Source organism: Pseudomonas sivasensis (assembly GCF_013778505.1).
GTDB classification, from domain to species: domain Bacteria; phylum Pseudomonadota; class Gammaproteobacteria; order Pseudomonadales; family Pseudomonadaceae; genus Aquipseudomonas; species Aquipseudomonas sivasensis.
In genome coordinates this window covers 1-16433 of record NZ_JAAOWU010000022.1, presented here as the reverse complement: position 1 = coordinate 16433, position 16433 = coordinate 1, and the positions used below count along the sequence as shown (strand labels likewise).

Annotated in this window: 13 protein-coding genes and 1 other RNA gene; 4 read left to right on the top strand and 10 right to left on the bottom strand. The window is 54.5% G+C overall.

Going from position 1 to position 16433, the window contains the following annotated elements; translation table 11 throughout:
• The first annotated feature begins 8 nt into the window (after positions 1-8).
• The 4 genes from G9Q84_RS25655 (at position 9) to G9Q84_RS25640 (ending at position 5172) form a co-directional block, all read left to right on the top strand.
• Entirely contained in the window at positions 9-2819 is a 2811-nt protein-coding gene (locus G9Q84_RS25655) for an FAD-binding and (Fe-S)-binding domain-containing protein (RefSeq protein ID WP_181644294.1), read from the top strand.
• Positions 2820-2955: 136 nt separating this feature from the next.
• Positions 2956-3237: a hypothetical protein gene (locus tag G9Q84_RS25650; RefSeq protein ID WP_032884699.1), complete on the top strand. Its 282-nt coding sequence runs from the start codon at positions 2956-2958 to the stop codon at positions 3235-3237.
• Positions 3238-3331: 94 nt separating this feature from the next.
• Positions 3332-3728, top strand: a transfer-messenger RNA (tmRNA) gene (gene ssrA, locus G9Q84_RS25645).
• A gap of 187 nt (positions 3729-3915) precedes the next feature.
• Entirely contained in the window at positions 3916-5172 is a 1257-nt protein-coding gene (locus G9Q84_RS25640; RefSeq protein WP_073452177.1) for an integrase domain-containing protein, read from the top strand.
• A gap of 148 nt (positions 5173-5320) precedes the next feature.
• Here G9Q84_RS25640 and G9Q84_RS25635 read toward each other — a convergent pair whose 3' ends face one another.
• From G9Q84_RS25635 to G9Q84_RS25585, 10 genes are all read right to left on the bottom strand, one after another.
• Positions 5321-5590 (bottom strand): hypothetical protein, encoded by a 270-nt coding sequence (locus G9Q84_RS25635; RefSeq protein WP_181644293.1) that lies wholly within the window; start codon positions 5588-5590, stop codon positions 5321-5323.
• Positions 5590-6570, bottom strand: coding sequence for an integrase domain-containing protein (locus tag G9Q84_RS25630; RefSeq protein WP_181644292.1), 981 nt, complete (start codon positions 6568-6570; stop codon positions 5590-5592). The genes G9Q84_RS25635 and G9Q84_RS25630 overlap by 1 nt, the downstream gene beginning before the upstream one ends.
• Positions 6554-6916, bottom strand: a complete 363-nt coding sequence (locus tag G9Q84_RS25625; protein WP_181644291.1) for a hypothetical protein — start codon at positions 6914-6916, stop codon at positions 6554-6556. Before G9Q84_RS25625 ends, G9Q84_RS25630 begins: the two co-directional genes overlap by 17 nt.
• On the bottom strand, positions 6903-8309 hold the full coding sequence (locus G9Q84_RS25620) for a YfjI family protein (protein ID WP_181644290.1): 1407 nt from the start codon (positions 8307-8309) through the stop codon (positions 6903-6905). The genes G9Q84_RS25625 and G9Q84_RS25620 overlap by 14 nt, the downstream gene beginning before the upstream one ends.
• Before the next feature lie 1195 nt (positions 8310-9504).
• Positions 9505-10896: a His-Xaa-Ser system-associated MauG-like protein gene (locus tag G9Q84_RS25610; protein ID WP_242461483.1), complete on the bottom strand. Its 1392-nt coding sequence runs from the start codon at positions 10894-10896 to the stop codon at positions 9505-9507.
• Positions 10871-11266 carry a TIGR03982 family His-Xaa-Ser system protein gene (locus G9Q84_RS25605; protein WP_095145084.1) on the bottom strand — a complete coding sequence of 132 codons (396 nt, stop codon included), beginning with the start codon at positions 11264-11266 and terminating at the stop codon, positions 10871-10873. The genes G9Q84_RS25610 and G9Q84_RS25605 overlap by 26 nt, the downstream gene beginning before the upstream one ends.
• Complete coding sequence (gene hxsA, locus G9Q84_RS25600; RefSeq protein ID WP_095145085.1) at positions 11263-11892, bottom strand: His-Xaa-Ser repeat protein HxsA; 630 nt, start codon at positions 11890-11892, stop codon at positions 11263-11265. Before hxsA ends, G9Q84_RS25605 begins: the two co-directional genes overlap by 4 nt.
• Positions 11885-13066, bottom strand: a complete 1182-nt coding sequence (hxsC, locus tag G9Q84_RS25595; RefSeq protein WP_095145086.1) for a His-Xaa-Ser system radical SAM maturase HxsC — start codon at positions 13064-13066, stop codon at positions 11885-11887. Before hxsC ends, hxsA begins: the two co-directional genes overlap by 8 nt.
• Positions 13059-14504 carry a His-Xaa-Ser system radical SAM maturase HxsB gene (gene hxsB / locus G9Q84_RS25590; protein ID WP_095145087.1) on the bottom strand — a complete coding sequence of 482 codons (1446 nt, stop codon included), beginning with the start codon at positions 14502-14504 and terminating at the stop codon, positions 13059-13061. The genes hxsC and hxsB overlap by 8 nt, the downstream gene beginning before the upstream one ends.
• Positions 14501-14779, bottom strand: a complete 279-nt coding sequence (locus G9Q84_RS25585) for a hypothetical protein (RefSeq protein ID WP_141234448.1) — start codon at positions 14777-14779, stop codon at positions 14501-14503. Before G9Q84_RS25585 ends, hxsB begins: the two co-directional genes overlap by 4 nt.
• Positions 14780-16433: the final 1654 nt, after the last annotated feature.

Here is a 16433-nt window from a genome sequence, read left to right as displayed (position 1 = left end):
GAGGCCCCATGAGTCTGCCTGCCGCTTTCTTAGCTGACGTCGCACAGCTGATCCCAAAAGATCGGCGTTTCGACGATCCACTTTCCACCCTCGCATTCGGCACCGACGCCAGTTTTTACAGATTGGTCCCACAACTAGTGATCCGCGTGGAGTCGGAAGGTGAAGTGGTAGCTCTGCTGCAACTGGCCCAGCGTGAGCGCGTGCCAGTGACCTTCCGCGCGGCCGGCACCAGTTTGTCCGGTCAAGCGATCAGCGACTCCGTACTGATCGTGCTGGGAGACAATTGGAACGGCCGCGAGATTCGCGGGCACGGGACTCAGATCCGCCTGCAACCCGGCGTAATCGGTGCCCAGGCCAACGCCTGGCTGGCGCCGTTCGGGCGCAAGATCGGCCCGGATCCCGCATCGATCAATGCCTGCAAGATCGGCGGAATCGTCGCCAACAATGCCAGCGGCATGTGCTGCGGCACCGCGCAAAATACCTATCACACCTTGGCTGGCATTCGTCTGGTGCTGGCCGACGGCAGTTGCCTGGACACCGAAGATGCGGCCAGCGTCAGCGCCTTTCGTGAGCGGCACGGCGCGCTGCTTGAACGCCTGGCGACACTGGGTCGCGAGACGCGGGCAAACGCCGAACTCGCCGCGAAAATCCGCCACAAATATCGTCTGAAAAACACCACAGGACTGTCACTCAATGCCCTGGTGGATTTCGATGAACCACTGGATATTCTTAGCCATCTGCTGGTCGGCTCCGAGGGGACGCTGGGCTTTATAAGCGCAGTGACCTACGACACCGTGATCGATCATCCCAACAAAGCCTCGGCATTGATTGTGTTCCCCAATGTGGAGACGTGCTGCAACGCAGTAACCGCGTTGAAAACCCAGCCGGTCTCAGCCGTAGAGCTGCTGGATCGACGCAGCATGCGTTCGGTCCAGAACAAACCCGGCATGCCCGCCTTCGTACAACACCTGTCGGAAAATGCCTGCGCGCTGCTCATCGAATCCCGAGCGGCATCACCTTCTTTGCTGCATGAGCAAATGGCGCTGATCATGGCGTCCCTGGCCGTTTTCCCCGTCGAGAAACAGGTCGATTTCACCGAAGACCCTGTAGAAAACGCCCGACTCTGGGCGATTCGCAAGGACACCTTTCCTGCCGTCGGCGCTGTGCGCAAAACCGGCACCACGGTGATCATCGAAGACGTAACCTTTCCCGTCGAGCAACTCGCCATCGGCGTAAACCGTCTGATCGAACTGTTCGACAAACATCACTACGACGAAGCCATCCTTTTCGGACACGCCCTGGAAGGCAATCTGCACTTTGTGTTCACCCAAGGCTTCAACAGCGCCGAAGAAGTCACACGCTACCAAGCGTTCATGGATGACGTGGCGCAACTGGTGGCCGTCGAGTTCGGCGGCTCACTGAAAGCCGAGCATGGTACCGGACGCAATATGGCGCCATTCGTCGAGTTGGAATGGGGCAGCGATGCCTACCAACTGATGTGGCAGCTCAAGCGCCTGCTCGACCCCAACGGCATTCTCAACCCCGACGTAGTGCTCAGCAACGACCCGCAGATTCACCTCAAGCACCTCAAACCACTGCCTGCAGCCGACGAGCTTGTGGATAAGTGCATCGAGTGCGGCTTCTGCGAGCCTGTGTGCCCCTCAAAAGGCCTGACGTTGAGCCCACGCCAGCGCATCGTGATCTGGCGCGACATTCAGGCGAAGAAACGCGCCGGCGTCGACACCACCGAACTGGAAGCCGCCTACCACTACCAAGGCATCGACACCTGCGCAGCCACCGGGCTATGCGCCCAGCGCTGCCCTGTGGGAATCAATACCGGCGACTTGGTGAAAAAGCTGCGCAGTCGTGACGCCGACCGTACGAAAACAGCCGAATGGCTCGCCACCCATTTCGCCACCGCACTGCAAGGTGCGCGCTTTACCCTGCATGTCGCCAATGGTGCTCGCATGCTGCTCGGCGCTCCTCGCCTGGCGAAGCTGTCTGCCACCGTGACCAAGCTGTCCAAGGGACAAATTCCGCAGTGGAGCAGCGCTATGCCACGGCCGGAAAAGGCGATTCGTTTCAGCCCGGCTGTGACGGATGAGCGGCCTCGAGTGGTCTACCTGGCGGCGTGCGTCTCACGCGCCATGGGCCCCGCGTCCGGCGATAAAGAGCAGATGTCGCTGTACGACAAAACCCGGGGCCTGCTGGAAAAGGCTGGCTACCAGGTCGTCTTTCCCGACAACCAAGACAGCCTGTGCTGCGGCCAGCCGTTCGCTTCCAAAGGCTATGCCGAACAGGCAGAGCACAAGCGCCAGGAGTTGATCGGCGCCCTGCTCCATGCCAGCCGCGGCGGCCTCGATCCGATCTATTGCGACACCAGCCCGTGCACCCTACGTCTGGTGCAAGACCTGGGCGAAACCCGCCTGGACCTCTACGACCCAGTACGCTTTATCCGCACGCACCTGATGGACCGCCTTGATTTCATGCCGCAGGAAGCACCGATCGCCGTACACGTCACCTGCAGTACCCAACACCTGGGAGAAAGCCAGGCGCTGATCGACCTAGCCCGTCGCTGCGCCAAAACCGTCGTGATTCCAGAAGGCATCCACTGCTGCGGGTTTGCCGGCGACAAAGGCTTCACCACGCCAGAACTCAATGCCCACTCACTGCGCACCCTCAAGGATGCCGTGCAATATTGCAGCGAAGGCATCTCCACCAGCCGCACCTGCGAAATCGGCTTGAGCCAGCATGGCGGCATTGATTATCACGGGCTGGTGTACCTCGTGGACCGCGTCACCCAGGCCCGCGCCCAATAATCCTGCAAAAAAAACAGAACCCCTGCACGCCAGCGTAGTCACTTGAATAGGCCTCGACGAACGAGGCCAATCAGTGATGTCGCTGGCAGCGCTTGAAGGCCAGCAGCGTCGAGCCCTTTGCGCAAGGAGATACCCTATGAAGCGTTCCGCTCTTGCTGGCTTGTTCGTTACCGCTGCGATGCTGGCGTCCCCGGTCTTCGCGGCCGACAGTGAAAAAGACCTGTGCCAGATCAATATAGACAAAATTAACAACGCCAAAGCGACACTCGCCACCGACACCACCGGCAAGAGTGGGGAAATAGACACGGTTGTCTCCCAAGCCAAGGCATTTCACGCGTCTGGCGATGATAAGCAGTGCATCGAAGTCACCAACAAAACCCTGCAAGACCTGCAAAACAGCAACAAAGGCGGCAAGTAAGCAGTAAGGCCAACCTTCGGGTTGGCCTTCGGTGACCGTATGGCGTACACTGCACAGGCTTGTCACTCACTATGAAACAACGAGTTACAAGCACGGGGCCGTTTAGGATTCGACGCCGGTCGCGAAACTTTAGGTGCATGCCGAGTTGGTAACAGAACTCGTAAATCCACTGTTGCAACTACTTATAGTTGCCAATGACGAAAACTACGGCCAGGAATTCGCTATCGCTGCGTAAGCAGCCTTAGACCTGAGCTTCTGGTACCTTCGGGTCCAGCAATCACCAGGGGATGTCTGTAAACCCAAAGTGATTGTCATATAGAACAGAATCGCCGTGCAGTACGTTGTGGACGAAGCGGCTAAAACTTACACAACTCGCCCAAAGCACCCTGCCAGTCGGGTCGCTGAGGGTTAACTTAATAGACACGGCTAAGCATGTAGTACCGACAGCGGAGTACTGGCGGACGGGGGTTCAAATCCCCCCGGCTCCACCACTTCATCATCTAAAGACGTCCACGGACGTCTTTTTTTGTGCCTGAAATCCAGTGAATACGGGGGTTTCAGGGCTATTGGGGGCTTTCGAGGTTTTTAGAGTTCCAGGCGATTTGGTATTCCCAATGGTATTCCCGGCTACCCAGGGCTAATCTTGGGAATACCAAAAAGTGTCATGGAGTACTTCTCATGTGCGCTCAAACCACCCGCCTCTCCGACCGCCAGCTCAAGGCGATCAAACCGAGAGACAAGGATTACGTCCTCACCGATGGCGACGGGCTTCAGCTCCGTGTCAGAGTCAATCGCTCGATGCAGTGGAATTTCAACTACCGGCATCCCGTCACCAAGAATCGAATCAACATGGCACTCGGCTCTTATCCCGAGGTTTCTCTTGCGCAAGCCAGAAAGAAAACCGTTGAGGCTAGAGAGCTGCTTGCACAGGGCATCGACCCCAAAGCTCAGCGTAATGAACTGCAGGAAGCCAAACGAGCGGAAACGGAACATACGTTCGAGAACGTAGCCACCGCGTGGTTCGAATTGAAGAAGGATTCCGTCACCCCGGCGTATGCCGAAGACATCTGGCGCTCACTCACGCTGCATGTATTTCCGAGCATGAAATCAACGCCGCTATCAGAAGTGAATGCCCCGATGGTCATCAAGCTCCTTCGGCCGATTGAGGCCAAAGGTAGCCTCGAGACCGTGAAGCGGGTAAGCCAGCGCCTTAACGAGATCATGACCTACGGGGTCAATTCCGGAATGATCTTTGCCAACCCTCTCAGCGGCATTCGAGCGGTCTTCAAGAAACCCAAAAAAGAGAACATGGCCGCGCTACCAGCTGATGAGCTTCCCGAGCTCATGATGGAAATCGCGAACGCCAGCATCAAGCGGACGACCCGCTGCCTGATCGAATGGCAGCTGCACACCATGACCCGCCCCTCCGAAGCGGCGACCACCCGATGGGCAGATATCGACTTCGACAAACGCCTCTGGACCATCCCTCCGGAGCGAATGAAAAAGCGTCGTCCGCACACAATCCCGCTGACCGAACATGCACTCTCGTTATTGGAGACGCTTAAGCCCCATAGCGCCCACAGGGAATATGTGTTCCCGTCAGATAGAAACCCGCGCACCCACGCGAATAGCCAAACAGCCAACATGGCGTTGAAACGAATGGGTTTTCAGGACCGCTTGGTCAGCCACGGAATGCGCTCCATGGCCAGCACAATCCTGAACGAACATGGATGGGATCCGGAGCTGATCGAAGTCGCGCTGGCGCATGTCGATAAAGACGAAGTTCGAAGCGCCTACAACCGGGCGGATTACATCGAACGCCGGCGTCCGATGATGGCCTGGTGGAGTGAACATATCCAGAAGGCAGCCACCGGCAGCCTGTCGGCATCCGCCATCAATCAAACCAGGGACCGTAACGTCGTGCCGATACGCTGAGCCGGCGACAATCCGTGTCGTGCAGCAGGGCGACTGAAGTGGCGACTGTCGCTAAATCTGCCGCATGCCTGCGCTTCTTCGGCCAAGCCCCTGAGTATGGGAAGGCTCCGCATTCCCATACTCAGGGGCTCACGCTTAAAAGCGTCTATCAGACAACCACGAGTTGCGCCTTTCTGCGGCGGATCAGCCCTACTGTTAACTCATAGTAATAGACGGTCGCTGGTGCTGAGCAACGCAGATAGTGCTCTAAAAACCATCTGGTGTGCTTTTCCTTCCAGGACCAGGGGGTCGCACAACTCCAGCGCTCACGAATCGCCTTGTGCATCCTTTCTGCCTGCCTGATATGCCGCTGCCGCGTGGCATGCGCACCTTTGAGCACGGGACTCAGAAACAACGCCATATCGAACTCGGACTTCATCAACGACCTCCGATGTAGGCACTCACCACGTCGATGCGGTTATGCCCCAACTCGTGGCTGATCTGCTGGCGTGCACGCTGATCGAGTGCTCGATCGTCTCGATGACCACGACCGCCATTGATGGGCGCGGAGAAGCCGGTCAGTTGCTCATAGCGCTCACAGGCGTAAGCCGCCCGCAGTTCATGAAAGCCTTTCAATCCATGCTCATGCAGGATGTCCCGTGCCGGTCGCACGATTGTCTGTAAGAAATCTTTGTAGCTTTCATCAGGTGTTAACAGATTCCGACTGCCCTTGGGTGAAGCCTCGCTGGCCCTGTCGAGGGCGCCACGAACTTGATCCGTGACCGCAATCCAACGCGGTGCAGATGCGCCTGATCGACCGCCTTTGGTGCCGTCCTGGATATTGATCTTGCCCAGTAGCCGAGCCTCACGTTGCAGCCGGGGCAAGTCCGCCAAGATCGCTTCACGCAGGCGCATGCCGGTCTCCCGAGCAAGGAGCACAATGGCACTCACCCTCGATTGCTGGCCTCGCTCTGACAACGCCTGTGTGATCAACTCGACCTGGACACGGTCTTGGCCTTGCGGGGCCTCACTACGCACACCTGAGCGCTGCAAGCCAAGCGCCTTGCTCGGACTGGGGATTTTGACGTACTGATCACCGCGCAGCGCGGCCATCGTTCGGTTCACGCTGGACAGGCGGTTCTGTGCGGTGGCGATGCCGACGTTGCCCTGATCAACCTGCTCGCGCAAATGGAAGGCGTACCGCATAAGGATCTCGCGGTCGATCTGTCGCGCGTCATTGAGCCTTGGCCCTTCCTCGGATCGACACCAACGCACGAATGCCTGCCAGCGATCGCTATGGGCTTTGACGGTAGCAAAATGGCCGTCGCCAAACAGATCTCTCAGTGCTTGCGGTCCGGCATAGCTGAGCTGGCGACCGAAGCCAAAATTACGTCCCGCTCGCTTACCGACCCGAGCCATTTTTCTGTTCCTGATCGACTGCAGCGAGATCATGCAAAAGGGCTTGCCAGTACGCACTCACGATGGCGAGCTGGGCCCAATCCGTCGGACGAAAACACAGCCTGTTATCGGAGACGTAGAGATGCGCGCCCTCCTCTTTCAACCATTGGATGATGGCTGTCGGCGAGGTGATAGCTTTATGGGTGGTGGCGACACCGGCGACACCGGCGACACCGGCGACAACCCTTGTCCTGCCTGGCTTTGAGCGTGGCGACAAAGTGGCGACAGTCGCGGCGACAAACCGCGCTTTCGGCTCCTTTTGGCGCTGAGCCAGGTGGTTGCGCAGCGCTTCATCAAGATTGAACATGGCGCACCTCGAAGGTACAACCGTCGGTGCTCAGCCACTGATGATCAATCAACTCGACCAACAGCTTGGCGGCATGACGACTGCTCTTACGGGCAAATCGGGGACCATTGCGATTCAGCTCCCGAATACTGAAGCGCTTCCAATCTTTGACCTGCAGCCAGCGCAGCAGCCGGTCTGCCTCCTCTTTTACCCGGCACACCGGTTCCTGTTCGGTCAGGCGCTGGATCTCGGAGAGGTAATAGCCGACTAAGGCCGAGGCCCGTTGGATATGATCGACCTCCACGACGCTGCTCTCCTCCACGACTGCCAGATTGCCGGCGACGCGCAGCAGGTCGTCGGCGGCCTTCGATCCGCTAGGCCGTACGCTGGCCAACTCGCCAAACTCACCCAACTGGGCCTCGATGGCATCATGCAGATCAATCCAGCGACGACGAGCCAGTGGACTGAGGCTCAGCGGTGACAGCCGCAAGGCACCGTCAGCGGAAAGCGACCAAGGCTGATGAAACAGGGCCGAAAGACGGTGGTGATATCGCTTTAGGGCGGGGTCTTTGGACAAGTCGACAGCCTGGTAACTGCGTTGTCCGGCCAGGCTGGTGGGCCAGGTCATGAGGCAGCGACCGAGAATGCCTTGCCCCAGCAGCAACGGGTCACTGAGTAACTGCATGGCTAGATACGGTTGCAGCATCAGGTGCAGGCTTAAGCGTCGATCGTAAGCTCGCAAGCTTTCACCCACCATGGACCGCGCGCGATCTATCGGACTGCCGTCCCAGAGTGACGACAAGGTCGTAACCGCTTTCAAACGGTTATCTCGACTCATGGTGCTGCTACCGAGGAATTGTCCCCCCTCGTCACAGAACAGGCCCATGCTCGGCAAGTCATGGCAGAGTCCCTTGATCAGGGCCTCGATAGTCGGATCCGTGGTGATCAGCCTAGGTGCAGAGGGCTCCGCTTCAAGCGGTACGCCGTTTGTGGGGTCGGGATAGCCAGGGTTGATACGCTGCGCCTGCCGCTGCGCGACACGGTACCGGGCGAGTTGTTCACGGTAGCGCTGCCACTGCTCACGCTCCCATTGCCGTGCTGGCAGCAATGCAAAACGATCTGCCGCGGTCTTGCGATCACCTGACGCGGCCACTGTAATCAGGAACAGCGACAGGGGGTAATTTCGTCCATCGAGTTGCAAGCCCGCATGACCTTGAGTGGCTAGCGCCGAGGCAGCCAAGACCGATTGTGCGGCCAGTGCCTGGGGCACGCCGATGACCTCGGCCATGCGCTCAACCGCAGGCCCAAAAATTCCACCCAGTGCCTGGACCGGATAAGGCTCGGCCACGGGGTTTGACTCAATCAGCGGTCGAGGCGGTCGTGGTAGTTCAAGCTTCGGATCTAACTGCTGCATGGGCCCTCTCCTCGGTAATTGCTGGTTGTCCTCACGTAGTCCCGCCACGGCTGTTGAGTGTTATCAGGGATCAAGGCCCCTGCGGCCTGTGAGGTGTTCACTGACGCGGAACACACGGCTCCTTACGACCGGGAGCGAGGGCATGAACCCATGAATCTGGCCTCCTTAGTCGCATCCGAAGATGCGGGCGGGTGGAGGCTGTGCCGACACTGACGAGTTCGGCACCTGGAGATCCTGAGCAGGAGAAGGCAACGACATGGACACCTGGGGCATGCCTGACTGTCAGTCAGGTGCAGCCCTTCCAAAGGCTGCGGCACCGGTGCCTGTATCGATGCGGATGGCGACGAATCAGATTTGTCAGGCCGATTGTCACGAGGAGAGTTGCGGCAATGCCTTGTACGGCGTGGTTTGCAGCAGTGGTACGAGCGCCCGTCTCTTTCCAGCAGAAAGAGACGGGCGCAGTCTGGCGCAACGAAGTGTGCCGAAAGGTGAGGTTGCTGCAGCGCAGCGAGGAAGGTTCATCGTCTGCCGCAGAGGGCAGATCAGTCGAGTGGGCATCCATCACTCTTGGGGAGTGACCGTGCGAGCCGCCGGACGCTAATCGCACTTCGGGAGAACCACCACGCAAGTGGCGTAGCCTTAAAGGTTCTGGCTACCTGGGCTGGTGCTGTCAACAACAGCGGTCCGTGCACCAATTTTTATACCCACTCGAAAAGACGGTCAAGCGTCACGGCCAAAGCGTGCAAAAAGTGGCGACTGTCGCCACTTTTGTCGCCACGCTCCAGGCCCCGTGCTGCATGGGTTGTCGCCGCTGTCGCCGGAGTCGCCACATCTCTAGACATAGTTCTACGACAAGCTCGGTTCTAATGCTGAAACTGCGTTGCACTTGACAGAGATTGAGGGCAATTACTGATGGGTAAAAGAGGAGTGACGCTAATCAAATTTGAAATGGAAGGATGGAACGAAGTGCCTTCGACAAAAAGCGAGTGAACCCTCCGATCGGCGCGATCAAAGATCGCTTGATCAGAGGGTTTGGCGGGAAAAGCAAAGTCTCAAGCATCGAAACTTGTTGATCGGGATACAGCAGCTTCACGAAGGTTGAGCAGCGTCTGCTGCAAACGCAGCAGAAAACCGGCCTCAAACGCTTCCTGAAAGTCCCCTGGACGATGACGTTTTCGGTTCTGCGCAGTGCGATTCATTCAACAATGAACTGATTCATCCCTGAGGGGACTGATTTAGGCAGAGCTTCATCAGTTGACAAAATAGGATCTGATTGCAGTGCCTCTAGAAACGCGACGACTGCCCCCACGTCGTTTGGCGCCATCGGGTAGATCTCGGCAAGGATGGGGGAGCGGTACCTCAGCAGCCGCCCCGCGAGTTCCGCTTCGCGAGGTCGGCCTTTCTGCGCGGCAAACATTAATGGAATGGGGTTGAAGTGATGACTAATGACTTCTTCCAAGGATGTGAATACACCGTTGTGCCCCCATGGCCCAGTGCGCGTAACATTACGTAGCGGTGGAGTGCGAAATTGAAAGCGATCTATGGCCAACCCCGTCGCTTTTGCCCTTCCATAATCTAAATAACCTCCGTGTTTGCCAACGTCGAGTTGCGGCACGGCAAGTCCGTGATATTTAAAATCCGAGAACTCCTCACCTGTATGACAAACCGCACAGCGCCCTTTCCCGAAGAAAATCATCGCTCCTTTTTTTTGCTGCTGGGATAAAGCGGAGATTTCTCCTCTTACATAGCTATCCCAAGCTGCTGGCTTAAGCTGAAACGCCAAGGAAATGTAAGCTGCCAAGGCATTGCCAATATGAGTAATATCAAACTCGCTTGTAGCCGGATAAGCTGATTGGAAGAGTTTTCTATATTCTGATTGCATAGGGGTCGAGGCGGCCGAAGTGCCTAACAAACGTTTAACCAAATTACTATAAACATTCAATGTCCGCTCTTGAAAGTTGTCAGGGTCGACTGTCATATCGACTAGATCCGCATGGTAGGTGGCTTGGTTCTCACCTCCGCGGCGTACAGATCGGCCCAGCATCTCATCAGGTTCAACTTGGGGAAAGCTTGCTGCGACGGCAAGTAGATTTTCGAATCCCTTTGGCAGTTTATTACCCATAGGCGATTCAAAATTCCCATTTTCACCCAACTGTACTCGTCCATCCCAAAATAGAGCGGTAAAATCGCTTTCTCCACGATTAAAAAACGGGAGCACATTTCTGGGTATGACAAAAGCTTCTGGAGATTGAAGCCTTTGCTCTCCCACTCCGCTTGAGCCGATACCCACAGCCATAGGCAACCCGTCAACACTGCCTTTGCTACGGACGTGACAAGTCGCGCAAGTCGTGTTGTTTGGCCCCCCCATGACGGGATCAAAAAACAGCATCTGCCCTAACTTTTCCTTCGGCCCCATGAACAACGGCCTGGTAGTCATGGGCTCAACACGATAGGCAGTGAGCACTTTCCTCAGAAGTTGATCTTCATGGTTAAGTTGCGACGCCTGCAGATGGCTAATCCAGGAGAGGAAAATAAAATACGTAAGAATCGACTTCCTCATATTAAAATCTATCCATGCGATGAGCATCGACCATCTGCTGTACCGTGATTTGTTCTACTTCAAGTACCTCCAGGCCTAACATCGCCAGTTGGTCTTCTGATAGACCCTGAATTAATAGCTGTTTACGAAGTATGTCGTAGTCGTGACAGACCATCATCCCAACGTCTGCACTTAACCTGAGACGTTCGGACTGTGGATCATTTCCGATCAATCCCCGTAGCGCAGCTTCCTCATGCATTGCCAGGTCGCACTCTAAAGCGAGTCGCTTGTACTCATCACCGTGACTATATTCGGCAATAAGCGGTCGAACATAATCATGGAAGACAATGAAGCCCAGTCCGATCACGGATATCACGGGAGCCCAAAATCGAATATATCTATAGACCTTATGATTCATTTGGGAACAATCACGCCTAAGGCGTTCAGTGTTTGCGTACCCATCATGCCATCTGCAGGCAAGCTGTTATGAGACTGGAATAATTTCAGTGCCAAACGAGTTTGCTCGCCCATCACGCCGTCTATGGTGCCAGGTTCATAACCTTTGATAATCAAACCCATCTGTACGCGCCGAATTAGCTCCATGAGTTTTTTATTATTAGGATCGAAATCTGAGCTGATGGGGCTGACTGTCGAAGGCCTTCCTGCGTCTACAGGATTGCGGCTACCGGTGGAACCACCAAGACTGTTCGAACCGCTCGTTCCAAAGTTGCTCGAGTAAGGTGTTTTTGGTGCTGAATAGGCAGGACTAGGGGGGGAATAAGTCTTACTTGGAGCCGTGTAAGTCCGGCTTGGAGCAGAGTAGGAACCGCTTCCTGAACTGTGAGATGAATGCGAGGAATGTGACGAGTGGGATCGATGGGCTGCGTATAGGTTATCGCCGGGCATGTTAAGCGGACGCAAGCTGACCGGATCGAGTCTGCTGCCGAAAGGGTTCTTCAGCCCCTGCTCCAGGGCTTGCACATCCGTGTTCACCAAAGAAGTTCCGGCAATGAATGCTGACAGCGACGTGATGAATTTAGACATTGATAATCCCTTCAATTTTTTGGATTTTCATCGAATGTTTACCTGGGTGATGCCATGAGAAAAGGCCTGCACACTCTGTTTTCACTCTGCACGTAGCACAGTCCTCAGCAAACGTACGTTTCCAATCGGAGATGCTTTTGTGTGCATACGGCCACAGAGTTTGTGGCAGAGCGCAGAGTGGGGCATTCATCAAAATGGCAGGTACCTTCGCTCGCTTCAGTGTCCTGAAGCCGTGACTGAGCTCCGTGCTCCAGTCTCGAAGGTCAATGTCGGTCAGTTCAGGGTTTGCCAAAGCAAAGCCAATGGGTTCACATGCCATTAATGCGACCTCACGGACGAAAGGCAAATTACGACCAATGAATTCGCAAAGCGCTGCAAGGTTTTCCAAAACAGGGCGAATCAGCACAATTCTCAACTGAACGGCTTGCCCAAATCGACGAAGATTCAATAGACCAGCCAGTGTCTCCTCAAATGCCCCCGGACTCTGCACGACAAAGTCATGTAGAAAGTCAGCATGCCCATAGAGCGGCACCATCCATGTCACGCGCTCACTCAACCCCTTTAACATGTGCTCAGCATAGATCGGATCAGCTAACAGCCTGCCGTTGCTCAACACGTCGTACCGAGTGCTAGGATGTTGATGAGCAAAGGTATCAAGCACTAGACGCAGATGCTCACCCAGCAACAAAGGCTCTCCTCCGGAAAATCCCAATGTATGCGGAGAGCTAGCTATATGATTGGCGACTTCTACCGCCTCGTTCACCAACCAGCTATCGTCATGTTTTGTCGGGGGCTGCGAGCACATTAGGCAATAGCTATTGCACCGATTGGTGAGGAAAACAGTGTGGTGCTGGTCTGTATACCGAAATAGGACATGCGCGTGATTCATGTGGTCGGCGACGGCTACTACGTCTTCGTCCATCAGAATGCCGCCGGTTTCAACCACAGTCTCTGCCTGCCATTGGCCTGCGGCATGGAGATTAGGTGTCAGTAAAATTAGGTTGGTTAGCCCAGCACTACGCAGTTGCGCAACTTTGGTGATCCCCTCCGCATCTGCGGCCCTCACTAAAAATCTCAATTCGGGTCGCCACTGCGCGCTCAAATTCTCGAGCGAAATGACTCTAGCTACTGTTCGATATCCAACGCCATGCGTTCGTACACGGACCTTACGCATCAGAATATCCAGCGGGGTGAGCCCAGCGATAGGCAATATCGAGAAAATCGTCGTCGGCAGTTCGTAACTTACGAAAAAAGTATTCGAAGAGCCATTTATATCGTTTGCAGTGTTCAGTAAGCAAAGCAACAGTCCTCATGTCACCAAACTCAGCTTGCGCCCCCACTGGATCAGGCCCGCAAAAACTATTGAACGCGCAAATTTCACAGCCCACTGCTTGAGTAGAAATACTTGTTTCTATCAGCTGCCTCATGACAGGAGAAGTCATTAACTGTGCAAGGGACTCACCAATAGAACCTAAACGCAAAGAACAATCTCCCGTTTCGGCGAGCATCCGTGCCTCGTCGCTTGGATAGACATAACCATCGTAGTTGTAGACCAGAACAGCAAGGCCAGACCCTGTCGGGCTTTGCAAATCGACGTAACCCGCATCGAAGGGTGATAAAAGTTTGTTAAAAATTAGTGCGGCGGTACCTTCACGCAACTCAGTACCTCTGGCGTTCCATTCTAAGACACGATGCAAAGCTTTCTGATAGAAGTTTGTGAACTCTGGAAGGGTGTATCCCAAATGCTTGATGTTGCGTTTGGCAAATCCATACAAGCTTAACGGTCGTATGAAAATTTCGGTGAATCCATTTTTTACATACTCATCCACAATGGCCTCAGGGTACGCAAGAGAGGCTTTAGTTGTGGTCATCAATGCTGCAACCGCGTGTGGCCCCATGATACGCCGTGCCAGTTCGATTCCTGCCAAAGTCCGGGCATGCGAATCACGCGATGGTAATGGGCGGTTTTTATTGTGCAACGTCGCCGGGCCGTCAAGGCTCGTTGAGAGGTAGACCTGATTATTTCTAAAGTACTCACACATTCCAGAGGTTAATTGGTGCAACGTTGATGCAACCACGAAACGAATACGGCGCTTGTGTTCCAGATTCATCTTTTGAATAAGATCAATTGCTCGTTGAATAAGATCGAAACGGAGCAGCGGGTCGCCACCTTGAAACTCAATTGTCAGAGCATTGGCCTGACTTTGAAAAATAGTCGCGCAAGCAGCATCAATCTGAATTGGGGTCATTGAATGACCCACATCTTCAAGACGTCTGCTGACTTGGCAGTATTGACAAGAATGTTCGCATTGAAGGGTAGGCACAATTATGTGCAAAGACTGACCTGCCAATACAGTTTCTTTCCGGGCCGCTATTCGTGATCGTAATAGCTCTAGAGTTCCGAAAGAACTTTTTCCGGTCAAAAAATACTTAGATTGTAGTTCCGCGCGCTTTTTGAACTCTAATTTTTCAGGTGCTTGGACTAGAGCCGACAATTCCTGTTGCGTCAAAAAGGCATGGTCACCTGCAGCACTAACGGCTACAACGGACTGATCGTCGAGCCGATGAAAACCGAATGGCAGCAGGCTTCCCACAACGAAGTTAGCGTTCATTCAGAGGCCTCCATAAACATATCCAGCCGCACTAATGTATTTAGTGGAATTTTCCTACGAGTAACTTCGTCATCCAACAGTTGCGTCAAAAGCTCATTGAACGTAGGAATGTTCGATTTTTCTGAACAAAGCGCCTGAAGGCCCGCGTCCACCTGCCGCAACTCGTACCCTCTATGAATCAATTCAGCTTGAAGAGCAAGCGATAAAGGGCGGTTGATATCTACCCAAAGCTTGGCCGGAGATGACTCAGGATAGATGAGATTGATATTCGTCACGGGCAACATTCCATTGATTTGCTTTATACATTGGCTCCATTCCAAAGAGCTAATTGCATGCTGACGTGTTCTGCCGATGAGACCAATTCCAACATTACGTTTTTACTCTGAACTTAAATCTTGACGAAAGATAGCAATATGATGTCGCTCCGTCCAAGTTTTTTTGGCTGACACAAACCCGCGCAGCTAACGGTGGCTTGCCTGTCAAAAAATAGGTGGGCTAGAACCCAAATCTTGCACCTCTGACTGACAGCTTTTGGCCGATTCTGTTGGAAAAGTCGGTCTGCCCAAACTGCCTGATCATTGACTGGTGAAAACGCCTTTTTTGCACGCGGCTACGTGAAGTCCGAATCCGGAAGCCCCTGCCAAAAGTAAAGATTTCAATCTCGGACGCGTACTTTTCTGATGCGCAAACCATGGCCGACTTTTTCAACAGAATCGGCCGGTTTCTGCCTGTCGCCACCTTCCGACTCGGATCGATTGCTACCTGTTGTCCCGACCGCTGTAAGAAGATCACTGCTTATCATGGATGCGAAGCAAGGTTTTCAGATCGAATACAAGCGAGGGTCAATGGAATGCTATTTCGTGAGGTATTCCAATTGGTATTCCAATCAAAATACAAAACTAATATTAACGATAATAATCAATAGGATAAATTACCGTTTCAAATTACCCCGGCCCACCACTTCATCATCTAAAGACGTCCACGGACGTCTTTTTTTGTGCCTGAAATCCACTGAGTTCAAGCATTACAGCACTTGCGACACCCACCCAATACCCACTCCGCAAGCTGCAGCGTTCAATTTCCCACAGATCATTCGATCCATACGGGTACCGGTGAACACAGCTACGCCTTTCCCCCGTTAACCCTCCACAACAATTCCACAAACCCGTAGATCTTTTACGCCTATCAGACGGTGCCATACCCGTCCCAAAGCAACGTTCTCTCTGAACTGGCTCTTTGGCCCATACAAAACGGTGCCAGCCCCCCAAATCACCTTCGATTGGACCCGTGAATATGATTTCGTATGAAGCACCAACGGTGACGTGGTCCCGGCGTTGTGGCTCGAAGCCTCGGAAGACATCCCCGGCGACCTGACGGATAAGAACGTCAGTCAACATGCCGTCGTTTTGTACCCCCGAGTAAATAGAAAGCGACCGGTTCGCTCATCATCCATACCTAACCGGACAAACGCCTTGCAGTTGGTATGAGAGTGAGGGCTGCGCGGCCTTCTTAATGGATCCCGGTCTAAATCTCACCCGTCGGTTGCCTCCGACTCCGACTTATTGAATCGCGGCCGTTTCGGACATAGGCGGACGAACCATCCGTGATGTCACTTCCGTCAACCGAGCCAACAAGTGATGCCCCCTGACAATATTTACGCGCTGCCTATGGACTGGGGCCGAATCACCACCGGGTGACTGTCTAAGGGAAGAAAGGGCTGGCCGGTAGACCTTTCCACGCAATGGAGGTGTTGGAAAATACGCCTTGTGGCCGCTGTGCGTGGGGCATTTTCGGATTCGCCGGGCTCGTTGATTATTGGTCTGGCAACCCGCGTACGGTCGCCACTTCTTTCGTTTAGGAGCGATGCATGGCGACTCCATCAATAAAGGAGGTTGCGCCATGAGAAAATCTCCCCTATCCCCTTAATCC

What these genes read in the sequence shown, in the direction of transcription:
- G9Q84_RS25630 (WP_181644292.1), bottom strand. Translation starts at nt 6,570, where the DNA reads ATGGCTCGGGTCGGTAAGCGAGCGGGACGTAATTTTGGCTTCGGTCGC.
- G9Q84_RS25605 (WP_095145084.1), bottom strand. Translation starts at nt 11,266, where the DNA reads ATGAATCATAAGGTCTATAGATATATTCGATTTTGGGCTCCCGTGATA.
- G9Q84_RS25610 (WP_242461483.1), bottom strand. Translation starts at nt 10,896, where the DNA reads ATGCTCATCGCATGGATAGATTTTAATATGAGGAAGTCGATTCTTACG.
- G9Q84_RS25635 (WP_181644293.1), bottom strand. Translation starts at nt 5,590, where the DNA reads ATGAAGTCCGAGTTCGATATGGCGTTGTTTCTGAGTCCCGTGCTCAAA.
- G9Q84_RS25620 (WP_181644290.1), bottom strand. Translation starts at nt 8,309, where the DNA reads ATGCAGCAGTTAGATCCGAAGCTTGAACTACCACGACCGCCTCGACCG.
- hxsC (WP_095145086.1), bottom strand. Translation starts at nt 13,066, where the DNA reads ATGCGTAAGGTCCGTGTACGAACGCATGGCGTTGGATATCGAACAGTA.
- hxsA (WP_095145085.1), bottom strand. Translation starts at nt 11,892, where the DNA reads ATGTCTAAATTCATCACGTCGCTGTCAGCATTCATTGCCGGAACTTCT.
- G9Q84_RS25650 (WP_032884699.1), top strand. Translation starts at nt 2,956, where the DNA reads ATGAAGCGTTCCGCTCTTGCTGGCTTGTTCGTTACCGCTGCGATGCTG.
- G9Q84_RS25625 (WP_181644291.1), bottom strand. Translation starts at nt 6,916, where the DNA reads ATGTTCAATCTTGATGAAGCGCTGCGCAACCACCTGGCTCAGCGCCAA.
- G9Q84_RS25640 (WP_073452177.1), top strand. Translation starts at nt 3,916, where the DNA reads ATGTGCGCTCAAACCACCCGCCTCTCCGACCGCCAGCTCAAGGCGATC.
- G9Q84_RS25655 (WP_181644294.1), top strand. Translation starts at nt 9, where the DNA reads ATGAGTCTGCCTGCCGCTTTCTTAGCTGACGTCGCACAGCTGATCCCA.
- hxsB (WP_095145087.1), bottom strand. Translation starts at nt 14,504, where the DNA reads ATGAACGCTAACTTCGTTGTGGGAAGCCTGCTGCCATTCGGTTTTCAT.